Raw genomic sequence first — 13,067 nt, forward strand, 5'->3', positions numbered from 1 at the left:
CCTACTTCCTGGAGCCCACCGTGCCGCTCACCCCGCTGTTCGCCGCCCTCGACATCGGCGGCACCAAGATCGCCGGGGCACTGGTCGACGCCGACGGACGGCTGCGGCACCGGCTCCAGCTGCCCACCCCGGCCGCCGAGCCGGGCGCGGCCGTGCTCGCCGTGGTGCACCGGGTGCTGGACGAACTCTCCGGCACGGCCGACTGGGCCGCCGTGACGGCCGTCGGAATCGGCAGCGCCGGCCCGGTCGACCTCGCCGACGGCACCGTCAGCCCGGTCAACATCCCCGGCTGGCGCGGCTTCCCGCTGGTCGCCGAGGTCGCCGCGCACCCCGCGGTGGCAGCCCGCACACTGCCCGTCCGCCTCGCCGGGGACGGCGTCGCGATGGCCGCCGCCGAGCACTGGCAGGGCGCGGCCCGGGGCGCCGGCAACGCGCTCTGCCTGGTGGTGTCGACCGGGGTCGGCGCCGGACTGGTCCTCGACGGCGCGGTCCGCCCCGGCCCCAGCGGCAACGCCGGCCACCTCGGGCACATCACCGTCGACCTGGACGGCGAACCCTGCCCGTGCGGCTCGCGCGGCTGTCTGGAGGGCCTCGCCAGCGGCACCGCCATCGCCCGCCGGGCACTCGCCCAGGGCTGGCAGCCGGTGGACGGCGACCGGACGGCCCGCGCCGTCGCCGCCTCCGCCGCCGCGGGCGACCCGCTCGCGATCGCCTCCTTCGACCGCGCCGCCCAGGCGCTGGCCGCCGGGATCGCCGCCACGGCCGCCCTGGTGGACCTCTCCCGGGTCGTCGTCGGCGGCGGCGTGGCCGGCGCCGGGGACGTGCTGTTCACCCCGCTCGCCCGCCACCTGGACCGCTACGCCGCCCTCTCGTACATCCGCGGCCTGGACGTGCGCCGCGCCGAACTCGGCACCGACGCCGGGCTGATCGGCGCGGCCGCACTCTGCCGCTGAGCCTCCCCGGAGCCGCCCGCATGCCGCCGACCGCCCTTCCGCCACCCGCTTCGCCGCCGCCCGCTCTCCCGCCGTTCGCCCTCCTGCGGAACCCCGTCCGCCGCTACGCCTGGGGCTCGCCCACCGCGATCCCCGCGCTCACCGGCCTCGCGCCCGACGGCGGCCCGCAGGCCGAACTCTGGCTGGGCGCCCACCCGTCGGCGCCCTCCCTGCTGTCCGGCCTCGGCGGCGACAGCGCCGGTGTCGGTGTCGGTGTCGGACAGCAGCCGCTGGACCGGCTGATCGAGGCCGACCCGGAAGGCCTGCTCGGACCGGACACCGTACGGCGGTTCGGCCCGGAGCTGCCGTTCCTGTTCAAGGTGCTGGCCGCCGACCGGGCGCTCTCCCTCCAGGTCCACCCCACCCGCGCCCAGGCCGAGGCCGGGTACGCGGCGGAGCAGGCCCGGGGCATCCCGGCGGACGCGCCGGAGCGGGTGTTCAAGGACCGCGGGCACAAGCCCGAACTCATCTGCGCACTCGGCGACTTCGAGGCCCTCTGCGGCTTCCGGCCCACCGCCGCCACCGCCCGGCTGCTGGACGCGCTCGGTGTGCTGTCCCCCTGGGCCGCCGCCCTGCGCGCCCGGCCCGCCGAGGCCGTGCTGCCCGAGCTGCTGCGCTCCGGGCCGCACGCCTCCGGCAGCGAACTCGCCGCCGTCACCGAGGCCCTGCGCCGCACGGCGGCCGCCGGTGGACCGTACGGCGCGAGCTGCGCCGCGTACGCCCGCCTCGCCGAGGAGTACCCCGGTGACCGGGGACTGCTCGCCGCGCTGCTGCTCAACCACGTCCGGCTCGCGGCCGGGCAGGCGCTGTTCCTGGACGCCGGGGTTCCGCACGCCTACCTGCGGGGCGTGGGCGTGGAGTTGATGGCCAACTCGGACAACGTGCTGCGCTGCGGGCTCACCCCCAAGCACGTCGACGTGGACGGTCTGCTGGCGGTCACGTCCTTCCGGCCCGGGGAACCGGAGGTGCTGGTGCCGCGCCGGCTCGGGGACGACCCGGGCTCCGGCTCCGGCGCGGGTGGTGGAACAGGCACCGGAACCGGCGTCGAGGAGGTCTTCCCCTCCCCCGCCGAGGAGTTCAGGCTCTCCCGCCTGTACCCCGGCCCGGCCGCCGCCCGGGTCGACCTCCCCACCCCGCAGATCCTGCTCTGCGTCTCCGGGCAGGCCCTGCTGCGAACGCCCGGCGGTGCCGAACTCCCCCTTCCGGCGGGCGCGTCGGCCTACCTGCGCCCGGGCGCCGGGCCGGTCGAACTGACCGGCCCGGGCGCGGAGCTGTTCCGGGCCACCACGGGGTAGCGGCACCCGAGGGCCGCCCGGCCGGGAGCCCGAGAGACCCCGCCCTAAGCCGGTGCCGGGTGGCCGAACAGCAGGTCGTAGCCGTCCGGGAGTTGCTCGATCACCTGGTCCAGCAACTCCCCGGGGACCAGGTCGGCGACCGTGCTGAGCACGGCCCCGATGTCCCACTGCACCGTCGCCGGGGTCGCCCCGTCGATCCACCCCACCACGGCCTGCACGAAGCGGTCGGCGGTCAGCGGCTCGGCCGCGGGCACGGCGTCGCGCAGCAGCGAGGCGTAGCCGACGGGCAGCGCATCGGCGAGTTCGACCCGCGCGGACCCCACCAGGTGCTCACCGAGCAGGGCCAGTACGACCCGGGCGGCGTGATCCGCCTCGGCCTCGCCCCGGTACTCGCCGCGCTCCACGACGCGGGCGAGGAAGTCCTCCCAGGAGATGGTCATCGCGTCCTCCTTCCGGTCGGCGGGCTCCGGCCGGACCGGCGGCCTGCTCACCCCGGGCCAGGAGGGGGATCGCAGCCCGTGACCACCGTGGGACGTACCGGTGCCCGTGCTGCTCAGCGTAACTCGCCCCGGCGCCTTCGGAACCGGCCTTCCGCCGTGGACCCGCGGAACCGTGCCTGCGGACGGCCGGGACACCCGGCCGCCGGGGCTCCGGAACGCTCGGGGGCGCAGGGGAGGGCCAGAGGACGCGGGGAGGGCCAGGGGACGCGGGGAGGGCCTGGGACGCGGGGAGGAGCCGGGACGCCGTGCGGTGGGGATGGCCGGCCCCGGCGGATCGGCGCCGTCGTCGATCACGCCGCCGGCCCGCGGCGGGGGCTCACCCCGCCGAGGCGTGGCACCGCCTGCGCGGCCGCCGGGAGGGCGCCATCGCACCGGCGGCCGCACCGCCCGGTACGCGCTGCGCCGGGGTCGTCGCGGTCACCGCCGCTGCGGCCACCGTCGTGGCGGCACCCACCACCGCCGGGGCCGTCACCGTCGCCGGGGCCGTCACCGTGGTCGCCGCGGTCACCGTCGTGGCCGCCAGGACCGCCTGGGCGCGGGCCGCGTCCGCCATAAACGCCGAGAGAAAGATCCGCTCGGCCGGGCTCAGCGCCCGCGAGCGGCCGGATTCGCGGTCCCGCGCGACCACCACGGTCCGCGCCCGCATAAAGGTGAGCCGATCCCGGCAGACATTCACCTCGACCTGCACCGAACTGCGCCCCAGCCGTTCCACGGTGAGTCGCACCGACAGCGGCTCGGGCCGGTGGTGCAACTGCTCCAGGTAGTCGATCTCGTGCCTCGCGATAATGAATCCGGAGGCGAACAGCGATTCCCTCACAGCGGTTTCGTGGTGACGGAACAGGTCGTAAATCCCCTCCTGGACGTAGCCGACCAGACGGGCGTTGTTGATGTGCCCGTTCTCGTCGACGTCGCTCCACCGGGTCGGGCAGGACAGCACGTGCACGCCCGGCTGCACCGCGTTCACGGCCGGGTCAGCCCGGCACCGGCGGGGAGCAGCGCACGCTGCAACCTGGCGTAGTAGCCGGAGTGTTCGGCCGCCATCCGGGCCGCGGTCCACCCTTCTTCGGCGGCCTCGGCGGCGGCCTGGACGACGAGGCTGTCCAGTACCGCGTCGACCGCGCGGCACAGATCGTGAACGGCGGCGAGCCGCTCGGTCACATCGGCCCCGCTTCCGGCGTTCCGGGACGGGAAGGCGGCCAGTGATTCCATCGCGAGCTGGAGATCGTCCACTCCGTCCGGCCGGTTTTCCGCAGGGAAATTCCGCATGTTTTTCTCCATGACTCATTCGGCCGTTACGGCCCAGTAGCTAGCGTTCGATTGCACCGGATCGGCGTCGACCCCCCGACCCCAAGACGCTATCCCAGCCGACCGGGGGCGACGGATGGTTTGCGGACCGCGACGGGAAACTGACCCCCATCGGAGTAGTTTGTCGGTGTACACAATATGCCCCATCAGCCGAATGCCGTCCGCATTTCGGGTGGTATCTCCGACGCGCGCCCCGAGATCGGCGCCCCGCGGTCCAAAGTCTGCTACCAGCCACTCCACCACCTCGCCTTGTACAGATGCGTGCCGCGCAGCGACCGCGCCCCGTCGGGCCGGTGCAGGGTGATCACCGAGGTGCACCAGTCGCACGGAGCGGCGTGCTCGGGCGCCACCGTGAGCAGCCGGCCGGTGCCGGGCTCGTCACCGACGCTCTTGACGTCCCGCTCGGCGGCCGGATCGGCCAGGTGCACGGCGGTGAAGCGGTCGGCGGCCGGGTCGAAGCGCCACAGGCCGGCCAACGTGGTCACCCAGAACTGCCCCGGAGCCGCCAGGACACCCGCCAGGTCGTGCCCGCCGCGCCCCGGCAACGGGCTGCTGCGCACCACGGTGAGAGTGGGCGCGGCCGGGGTACCGCCCACCCTCAGCGCGCTCAGCGACGTGTCGCCGAGCACCCAGAGCAGGCCGCTCCGCCCGTCCCAGTGCACCCCGTGCGCGCCGGGCAGCGGGAACTCCGCGTACGCGGCGGCCCGCGGACCCTGCGAGGCCGCGTACAGCCGCACCCAGCCGCCCGTGCTCGCCGCCACGGCCACGTTGCCGTCCGGCAGCAGCTCGATGCTGTGCGGGTTGACGGACGTCCCCAGGTCCGCCGCCCAGCGGACGCGGCCCACGGTGGTCTCCACGACGGCGGCCAACCCGCCGGAGGCCGTCGTCAGCAGGTAGCGGCGCCCCTGCCGGACACGGGACTTCGCCTCGTCCGGGTTCGTCCAGCTGCGAGCGGGCGTCAGATCCGCCAACTCCGGTGCCCGGTCCGCACTCCAGCCCCAGACCACCGGCAGCCGGCCCGGCCCGCGGTAGGCCATCAGCTCCTCGGCGCTCTGCAGCACCAGCACGCTCCGCGAGGCCTGGTCGACGACCGCCACCTGCCGGCCCGGCGACCTGGCCCACGCGCCGCTCCCGGGCACGCAGAGCAGCAGGGCGACCGCAAGGGCCGGCAGGGTTCTCCTCAGCACGCCTTCACCGTCAGCGCTGCGGGCCGACTCCGCTCGGCGGCACGTCCGAACGGACCATCGACGCGGCGGCCGCGGACCGGGCGACGCCGTCGGCGGATCCGGCTCGTTCACTGTCATCCGCACATCCTGGCCGGGCGACGGCACCGGCGGCCGCCGCCACACGGTCCGGCAGGCCGGGCCGTCAACCGGGCGCTGACCGCGCTCCTCAGCGCCCGGTCGACGGGCCGGTGTTCGGCGGCCCGTGCGGCGGCGACCCGGTGTTCGGCGGCTCGGCGCCCGGGGTCCCGACGTCCGACGGCTCAGCGCCCGGCGACCACGTCCGCGACCCGGGCGATCGGCGAGGTGGTGGCCCGCCCGTCCGCCTCCTGCCGGTCGGCGGCGTGGTACGCGGCGTACATCGCGTGCACTCCCAGCCAGCGCAGCGGCTCCGGCTCCCAACGCCGTACGGTGTGGCCGACCCACGGCAGCCGGGTCAGCTCGGTGTCCCGGCCGAGCACCAGGTCCCGCAGGGTGCGGCCGGCCAGGTTGGTGGTGGTCACCCCGCTGCCGACGTACCCGCCCGCCCAGCCGAGCCCGCTCACCCGGTCCAGCTCGACGGTGGCGCACCAGTCCCGGGGCACGCCGAGCACGCCCGCCCAGGCGTGGTCGATCCGGGCCTGCGCGGCGGCCGGGAAGAACCGGTCGAGGATCCGGCGGAGCTGGCGCACCGTCTCCACCTGGGTGCTGCCGTCCGAATCCGTCCGCGAGCCGAACCGGTACGGCACGCCCCGCCCGCCGAGCGCGATCCGGTCGTCGGCGGTGCGCTGGGCGTACATGTACGCGTGCGCGAAGTCGCCCAGCAGCTCCCGGCCCTGCCAGCCGGCCTCCGCCCAGAACGCGGCCGGCAGCGGCTCGGTGGCGACCATCGCGGAGTTCATCGGCAGCCAGGTGCGCTTCTCGCCGCGCAGCCCGGCGGTGAACCCCTCGGTGGCGCGCAGCACATGGTCGGCGGTGACGGTCCCGCGCGGGGTGACGGCGCGGGGCTTGCGGTAGCCGGAGCCGGGCAGGATCGCGGTGACCGCCGTACCCTCGTACACCTCGACGCCCAACTCCCGTACGGTGCGCGCGAGTCCGCGGGCGAGTCGGGCGGGCTGGATGCGGGCGCCGTACCGGGTCCAGCAGCCGCCGAGGGTGCCGGCGACGTCGATCCGCTCCCTCGCCTCCTTCTCGCCGAGCAGCTCGACGCGTCCCTCGCCGTAGGCCCGCTCGCCCTCGACATGGGCGCGGAGGCGCTCCAACTGCGGCTTGCTGCGGGCGACTTCGAGGACTCCTCCGCGGACGATGTCCGCCTCGATCCCCTCGGTCTCCGCTACGCCGACGACCTCCCCGACCGCCTCGTCCATCACCCGCTGCATCGCCGCCGCACGCTGCTGCCCGTACTTCCTGGCGAACGCGCCGCGGCCCGCGAAGCCGTTGTACAGCCAGCCGCCGTTGCGCCCGGAGGCGCCGTAGCCGCAGAAGCGCCGTTCGAGGACGGCGATCCGCAGGCCGGGGTCGGCCTTCTTCAGGTAGTAGGCGGTCCACAGCCCGGTGTACCCGCCGCCGACGACGCACACGTCGACGTCCCGGTCCCCCGGCAGCCCGGGACCCGCCTCGGGCACTCCGTCCGCCGCGTACCAGAACGACACCTCGCCGTTGACCGCCGCCACCGGAAACCTCCCACACCCTCGCCGACCTGCCCGGACGCTACCTCCGCGGGTCCGCCGCGGGCCACCCCTCACAGTGCAAGGATCGCCGCCGCCGATCAGCCACCCTGTCAGTCCCGCAGCAGGTCCAGGGCCCGCGTCCAGCTGTACGAGCCCGGCGTGAAGTCCGCGATCCGCACCCCCATCCGCCGCAGCTTCGCCAGGCTCTCCCGGTAGGCCGGGTGCGCCGCCTGCGCCGCGCTCAGGCAGGGCTGCACGGCGACCGGGATGCCCCAGCCGTACGACTCGCAGAGGATGCCGAGGGCGAGGGTGTCCGAGATGCCCAGGGCCCACTTGTTGATCGAGTTGAAGGTGGCCGGGGCGACGACGATCGCGTCCGGGTCCGGCAGCGGCCGCGGCTCCCCCGGCCTGCGCCAGGCCGAACGGATCGGATACCCCGTCCGCGCGACGATCGCGTCGGCGTCGACGAGCGCCATGGCGTTCGGGGTCGCCACCACCCCGACGTCCCAGTTCCGCTCCTGCGCGGCGGAGATCAGCTCCCCCACCCCGCCCGCGACCCCCGCCGCGCACACCACGACGTACAGCACCGGCTTCCTGTCCTCGGACACCCTCGGAATCCCCACGCTCGACCCACCTGCGGACCCCAGAACAGTAGGCTGCCCGCATGGTCCGCTCCGTGGTGTTCGACATCGGCGAAACCCTGGTCTCCGACACCCGCTACTGGGCCGGCTGGGCCCGCTGGCTCGGCGTGCCGACCCACACGATGTCCGCCCTCGTCGGCGCGGTGGTGGCCCGGGGCCGGGACAACTCCGACGCCGTCCGCGTCCTGCGCCCCGGTGTCGACATCGCCGCCGAGTGGCGCGCCCGGGAGGCCGCCGGCCACGGCGAGCACCTCGACGAGACGGACCTCTACCCCGACGTGCGGCCCGCCCTCCACCGCCTGCGCGACGCCGGCCTCTGGGTCGGCATCGCGGGCAACCAGAACGCGCCGGTCACCGGCCTGCTGACCGGGCTCGCGCTCCCGGCGGACGCCATCGCCACCTCGGCGGACTGGGGCACCGCCAAGCCCTCCCCGGAGTTCTTCGACCGCGTGCTCGCCTGGGCCCCCGGCGACCCGCACGAGATCCTCTACGTCGGCGACCACCCCGCCAACGACATCACCCCGGCCCGGGCGGCGGGCCTGCGAACCGCCCACCTCCGCCGGGGCCACATCGGCCTCACGACCCGGGCCCCCGAGGCGGACTGGACGGTCGACTCGCTGACCGCCCTCGCCGACCTCCTCACGGGGCGGTAGCGGCCACGGGCCTCCCGCAGCCGTCGCCCGCCACGTCAGAACCGGTCCGCACCGGGCCCGCCCCCGCGCGATCGCGGAGGCAGGCCCGTCCCCGTGAGCCTCAGGCCAGGATCCGGACGGGCGGGGCGATGGAGGGCGGGGAGCACCGGGGCGTGGTGGCGCAGACGGTGAGCGGTCTCGGGTGGGGGCCATCGAGGATCCGGACGGACCAGAGCACGGGGTAACTTCCGCCGCAGATACCGCAGTTCGGGCGGGGCGGGGCCGCCGGCACCGGAGGCACGCCGGGCGGCCTCGGGGGCACGCCGGGCGGCGGCGTCGGCGGGGCGGGCGGTGGGGTCGGCGGGACGAGCGGGGGCGGCGGGGTGCCGGCCCACCCGGGGAGGTCCGGGGCGAGGGCCTGGAAGTCGTGGCCGCACTCGGAGCAGGTGTCGAGGACGGACTCGGTGCGCATGTCGCCGCAGCTCGGGCAGAAGGTGACCGGCTGCTCGTCGGCGGCGGTGCTCTCGCAGCGCACGCAGACGAAGTCGGGGTCGATCCTGGACCGTTGGAAGATCGACCCGAAGATCAGGAAGGGATTGGGCTCGCCGTCCTTCTCGTACGTCGTCTGCACGACGGAGGCGATCAGCTTGAGGCGGTTCTTGCGCTGCCGCAACCGCTTGAGGTCCAGGTTCACCACCTTGGTCTGCCGGCAGGCGCGGCAGGTGCAGAGCGTGCGGACCGGCAGCCGCGAGCGGATGACGAACTGGCGGTGCAGGAAGTCGAAGGCCGGGCGGTCCGCCTCGGCGACGGCCACCTCCACCGAGCCGAACCCGCCCGCGCTGAGCCGGCCTTCCACCACGGCCGCCAACCGTGCGACGTCGGCCGCCAGCTGGTCCGGAACGCCCTCCGGCCGGCTGCCGATCATCACCGGGATCGCCAGCAGGGTTCGGGCGGTGGCCATGTCCATCGTGAGGTAGCCGGCCGGGGAGCGGAACACGATCCGCTCGATGCCCTCCCACAGCGCCGGGCCGGTGGACCGGCGTCCGCCGGAGAGCCGCTCGGTGACGAGGGCGGCGACCCCGCCGACGAGGCGCTGCCCGGTCTCGTGGTGCCGGGCCAGCGTGTCGGCCCGGGGCCCGCCGGCCCACCACCGGGGCTGCGGGAAGCCCGCCCCGGCCGCCGGATCCAGGCCGGTGAGGGCCCGGTCGAGGGCGCCCAGCGCAACCTGGAAGGCGGCCACGTACGGGTCCTGGACACCCAGGGCGATCACCGAGACCGCCCGGTCCGAGAGGTGCAGGGACACCGCGGTGCGGTCGCCGTCGGCGGGTGCCATGTGGAGACGGGCCGTCACCGGCACCTGGTCGGGCAGGAGCATCGCCGAGCGGACGGCGGAGCCGCGCCGGGCCTCCACCACGGTGGCCATCTCCGAGGTGATCCGGAAGCCGAGCGAGCGCAGCGCGTCCACGGCGGCGACCCGGACGCGCCCGGTGTCGGCGTGCACACGGCGTTCGGCGTCGAGCGTGATCGAGGCCAAGGTTCCTCCGGAGGAACGGAATTGGTGAGCGGAGGCGGGATCGGAGCGATCCCGGCGCGCAACCGTAGCGAAAACACCGCGCCGGGGTCCCCCGCTACGTGCACGTATTGACCGGACACCCGGCCGGACCTGCCCGTATGCTCGGCCCGGTGCAGCCGTCCCCCGACACCCGTACCGCCCCCTTGACCGCGGCGTTCCCGGTCGCGCTCGCCGACGACGCCGAGGCGGTTCTCGCCCTCATGCCCGCTTCGCGGCTCCGGCCCGCCCGCCCGTTCCCGGTCGTCGTCGAGGGCGAGCGGGTGACCGTCCCCGGGCGTCTCTACCACGACGAGCCGCCCGCCGGGGCGGTGGCGCTGCTCCCGCCCCGGCAACGCCAGCTCCTGCACTGCCTGTACTCGCGGCACCACGACGGGACGGTCCGGCAGCGGCACCTGGCGGAGATCGTCGGCTCGACCGACCCGTGGGTCGTCCCGTTCGTCGTGCAGCTGGTCGGCGAGTACGTCCTGGAGATCCTGGTGGACATCCGGGACGAGCTGCGCTCGCTCGCCGTGCCGGGCTCCCCCGGACGGCTCGCCTACGGGCGGTTCCTCGTCGACAACCCCGCCTTCTTCGCCAGCACGCAACGGCGGGTGGTGAGCTACTGGAGCTACTACCACCGCAGTACCCACCGCGACTTCCGGGCCTATCCGGGCTCCACGGTCCTCGACCTCCTGCGGTCCGCCGCCTCCGACCGGGCGGGCCGCCCCTGGCCGGACCTCACGCCCTCGGGCACGAGGTGAGGTGGCGCGTCCCCGTCCTTCTCCCGGCGGGCGGGGAGGCCGTGCCTTCGACTCAGGGCGCGGCGTAGCGGGTGACGTTGGTGATCCGGCAGCCGACCTTGCCCGACACCTGCGCCGTTCCCGGGGCCTTCTGCACGGCGGCCTGGTTCGGGGCGAGGTTGCTGGTCGCGGCGACGGCGGGAGCGGTGCTCTTGCCGCTGCTGGTGCTGACGCTGGGCCCTGCTCCGACCCCAAGGACCGGCTCGCCTCAGTGCGGCTCCACCAGGGCCGCCGCGGCGTCGGCGCAGCCCCAGCTGAGGGTGACGCCGGCGCCACCGTGGCCGTAGTTGTGGACGACCCGGCCATCGGGGTCGGCTTCGAGGCGGGGGCCGCCGTGGCGGGCGGGGCGCAGGCCGACGGCGTGGGCGAGGACGCGGGCGTCGCGGAGTTGCGGGATACGGGCCGTGCAGCGGGCGAGGATGGCCTCGGCGGTGGCCGGGTCGGGTGCGGTGTTCCAGTCGTCCGGCTGGAAGGTGCCGCCGAGGACGACGTCGGTGCTGCGGGGGTGGATGTAGGTGTAGCCGGCCGGGTCGTCCTGGATGCGGGTCGAGCTGGGCAGTCCGGGGTTGTGGACCAGGACGAGCTGGCCGCGCACCGGGTGCACGGCCGGGTCGTCGCAGAGCTTCCGGGCGCCGAGTCCGGTGGCGTTGACCACCACGGGGGCCCGGTCCAGGGCCTGGTCGAGGGCGTCGAGGCGGCGGTGGACGAGCTCGCCGCCGTTGTCGGTGAACCGGCCGAACAGCCAGGGCAGGTAGAGCGGCATCTCGACGGCGGGGGCGGTGAACGACCAGCCGTCCGCGCACTCCGGTCCGCGTTCGGCGGCCGTCAGCCGGCGCAGGTCGGGGACGGCGTCGCCCCACCAGGGCAGGCCTTCCGACTGCCGCTCGTGCTCCAGCATCCGGGTGCTGCGCATCGAGACGCCGGGTACGCCGTCCGCGGCCTGGCGGGCGAACTCGGCGAAGGCGGTCGCGGACCAGTCCGCCACCCGGCTGTCGGTGCCCGTGGCGACGGGGAACCAGACGGCCGCGGCCACCGCCGAGGTCGTCGACAGCAGGCCGTCGGCCGTCACCACGACGACCCGAAGTCCCTTCTCCTGCAGGCGGATCGCTGTGGTGAGCCCGATGATTCCGCTTCCGACCACGACGACGTCCATCGCGAACCCCTCCGTCCGAGGGCCGACGACCCGATGTCGGCGGCCGTGTCCAGGTAAGCCGGTCGCGCCCGGTCCCGTCCAAGACCAGTTCTGTCCCCGGGCGATAAGGCGCGCTTATCATCGCCGGATGGACAGGCGGACGGATCTGCGGACGGATCTCCGGATGGATCTGCGCCGGATGCGCTACTTCTCGGTACTGGCCGAGGAGTTGAACTTCACCCGGGCCGCCGGCCGGCTGCGGATCGCGCAGCCGGCGCTGAGCCAGCAGGTCAAGGCGCTGGAGCGGCAGCTGGGCGTGGAGCTGGTGGAGCGCACCGGCAAGGGCTGCGCGCTGACCCCGGTCGGGCGGGCGGTCGCGGAGGAGGCCCGGCGGGTGCTGCGGGAGGTGGCGGCGGCCGAGGAGCGGCTGGCGGCGGTGGCCCAGGGGCGGGAGGGGCGGCTGCGGGTGGCGTACACCCGCTCCGCCCGGGGCGGGGTCTGCGACGCCCTGGTGACGGAGTTCCGCAACCGCTACCCCCGGCTGGACGTCGCCCTGCAGACCGGCTGGACCTCGCACAACGTGGCCGAGCTGCTGGCCGGGCGGCTGGACGCGGCGTTCGTCCGGCCGCCCTTGGACATCCCCGGGCTCGACTGCCGGATCATCGCCGAGGAGGAGCTGCTGCTCGCCGTGCCGGCGGGCCATCCGCTCGCCCGCACCCGGGCCCGGATCGGCCGGCACCGGATCGCGGACGAGCCGGTGGTGCTGTGGCCGAGGGAGAACGGGCCCGGGATGCACGCGTTGATCACCGAGCAGCTGTGGCCGGGCCGTTCGCCCCGGATCGTGCGGGAGGAGCCGGACGACGAGCAGTTGCTGCTGGCGGTGGCGGCGGGGTACGGCATCGCACCCATTCCGGAGGGCCGGGCCCGGGTGTTCCGGATTCCCGGCGTCTGCCTGCGCCGACTCACCGCCCCGGTGCCGACGGTCACCCTGGGGCTTGCCCACGATCCCCGGACGGCGCCGCCGGCCGTCCAACTGCTGCTCGCGATGGCCCCCTCCCGTCCGACGCCGGGAGCCCGGGAATGAAGCAGAACGTGTGCGGCGACGGCCTGGGGCAGGCCTGGAAGATCGACTCCCTCTCCGGTGCGTCCCGCTACGAGAGCATCGCCTTCCCCGGCCAGTGCATGGACATCTACAACTGGGGACGCGGCCCGGTGGTCCAGCTCTGGGACTGCGGGAGCCAGGCCAACCAGTACTGGTGGCACGACACCTGACGGATCGTCGCCTCCAGGCGGCCCCGGTTCCCGCCCCCGCGAACCGAGCGGGGACGGGTACCGTCGCCCGAGGG

Annotated in this window: 14 protein-coding genes; 6 read left to right on the forward strand and 8 right to left on the reverse strand. The window is 75.2% G+C overall.

Annotated features, from left to right (window positions below):
• The first annotated feature begins 20 nt into the window (after window positions 1–20).
• Together ACFWJ4_RS16785 and manA are read left to right on the forward strand one after the other, a co-directional pair.
• Entirely contained in the window at window positions 21–953 is a 933-nt protein-coding gene (locus ACFWJ4_RS16785) for an ROK family protein (protein ID WP_380544481.1), read from the forward strand.
• A 20-nt stretch (window positions 954–973) separates the two neighbouring features.
• Window positions 974–2,287 carry a mannose-6-phosphate isomerase, class I gene (gene manA, locus ACFWJ4_RS16790; protein ID WP_380544484.1) on the forward strand — a complete coding sequence of 438 codons (1,314 nt, stop codon included), beginning with the start codon at window positions 974–976 and terminating at the stop codon, window positions 2,285–2,287.
• Window positions 2,288–2,331: 44 nt separating this feature from the next.
• Here manA and ACFWJ4_RS16795 read toward each other — a convergent pair whose 3' ends face one another.
• From ACFWJ4_RS16795 to ACFWJ4_RS16820, 6 genes are all read right to left on the reverse strand, one after another.
• A complete protein-coding gene (locus ACFWJ4_RS16795) occupies window positions 2,332–2,727 on the reverse strand; it encodes a DUF2267 domain-containing protein (RefSeq protein ID WP_380544487.1) in 396 nt (131 codons plus the stop codon).
• Window positions 2,728–3,103: 376 nt separating this feature from the next.
• Complete coding sequence (locus tag ACFWJ4_RS16800) at window positions 3,104–3,751, reverse strand: acyl-CoA thioesterase (RefSeq protein ID WP_380544490.1); 648 nt, start codon at window positions 3,749–3,751, stop codon at window positions 3,104–3,106.
• On the reverse strand, window positions 3,748–4,065 hold the full coding sequence (locus ACFWJ4_RS16805; RefSeq protein ID WP_380544493.1) for a hypothetical protein: 318 nt from the start codon (window positions 4,063–4,065) through the stop codon (window positions 3,748–3,750). Before ACFWJ4_RS16805 ends, ACFWJ4_RS16800 begins: the two co-directional genes overlap by 4 nt.
• Before the next feature lie 251 nt (window positions 4,066–4,316).
• Entirely contained in the window at window positions 4,317–5,279 is a 963-nt protein-coding gene (locus tag ACFWJ4_RS16810) for a DUF6528 family protein (RefSeq protein WP_380544496.1), read from the reverse strand.
• A 299-nt stretch (window positions 5,280–5,578) separates the two neighbouring features.
• The gene (locus tag ACFWJ4_RS16815) at window positions 5,579–6,967 is read right to left on the reverse strand and encodes an NAD(P)/FAD-dependent oxidoreductase (RefSeq protein WP_380544499.1); all 1,389 of its coding nucleotides are present in this window, start codon (window positions 6,965–6,967) and stop codon (window positions 5,579–5,581) included.
• A 107-nt stretch (window positions 6,968–7,074) separates the two neighbouring features.
• Window positions 7,075–7,572 carry a flavoprotein gene (locus ACFWJ4_RS16820; protein WP_380544502.1) on the reverse strand — a complete coding sequence of 166 codons (498 nt, stop codon included), beginning with the start codon at window positions 7,570–7,572 and terminating at the stop codon, window positions 7,075–7,077.
• 56 nt (window positions 7,573–7,628) lie between these two features.
• Here ACFWJ4_RS16820 and ACFWJ4_RS16825 point away from each other — a divergent pair, with 56 nt between their 5' ends.
• Complete coding sequence (locus ACFWJ4_RS16825; protein WP_380353844.1) at window positions 7,629–8,258, forward strand: HAD family hydrolase; 630 nt, start codon at window positions 7,629–7,631, stop codon at window positions 8,256–8,258.
• Window positions 8,259–8,358: 100 nt separating this feature from the next.
• Here ACFWJ4_RS16825 and ACFWJ4_RS16830 read toward each other — a convergent pair whose 3' ends face one another.
• Window positions 8,359–9,771 carry a hypothetical protein gene (locus ACFWJ4_RS16830; protein ID WP_380544505.1) on the reverse strand — a complete coding sequence of 471 codons (1,413 nt, stop codon included), beginning with the start codon at window positions 9,769–9,771 and terminating at the stop codon, window positions 8,359–8,361.
• Window positions 9,772–9,920: 149 nt separating this feature from the next.
• Between ACFWJ4_RS16830 and ACFWJ4_RS16835 the strand changes: the two genes are divergently transcribed.
• Window positions 9,921–10,550 (forward strand): hypothetical protein, encoded by a 630-nt coding sequence (locus tag ACFWJ4_RS16835; RefSeq protein WP_380544508.1) that lies wholly within the window; start codon window positions 9,921–9,923, stop codon window positions 10,548–10,550.
• 247 nt (window positions 10,551–10,797) lie between these two features.
• Here the strand turns inward: ACFWJ4_RS16835 and ACFWJ4_RS16840 are convergent, their stop codons facing one another.
• Window positions 10,798–11,742 carry an FAD-dependent oxidoreductase gene (locus ACFWJ4_RS16840; RefSeq protein ID WP_380544511.1) on the reverse strand — a complete coding sequence of 315 codons (945 nt, stop codon included), beginning with the start codon at window positions 11,740–11,742 and terminating at the stop codon, window positions 10,798–10,800.
• A gap of 127 nt (window positions 11,743–11,869) precedes the next feature.
• On the opposite strand from ACFWJ4_RS16840, the gene ACFWJ4_RS16845 reads away from it, so the two are divergent.
• Together ACFWJ4_RS16845 and ACFWJ4_RS16850 are read left to right on the forward strand one after the other, a co-directional pair.
• A complete protein-coding gene (locus ACFWJ4_RS16845) occupies window positions 11,870–12,805 on the forward strand; it encodes a LysR family transcriptional regulator (protein ID WP_380544514.1) in 936 nt (311 codons plus the stop codon).
• On the forward strand, window positions 12,802–12,993 hold the full coding sequence (locus ACFWJ4_RS16850) for an RICIN domain-containing protein (protein ID WP_380544517.1): 192 nt from the start codon (window positions 12,802–12,804) through the stop codon (window positions 12,991–12,993). The genes ACFWJ4_RS16845 and ACFWJ4_RS16850 overlap by 4 nt, the downstream gene beginning before the upstream one ends.
• Window positions 12,994–13,067 lie beyond the last annotated feature (74 nt).

The organism is Kitasatospora sp. NPDC127067, assembly GCF_042724755.1.
Lineage (GTDB): Bacteria > Actinomycetota > Actinomycetes > Streptomycetales > Streptomycetaceae > Kitasatospora > Kitasatospora lactacystinica.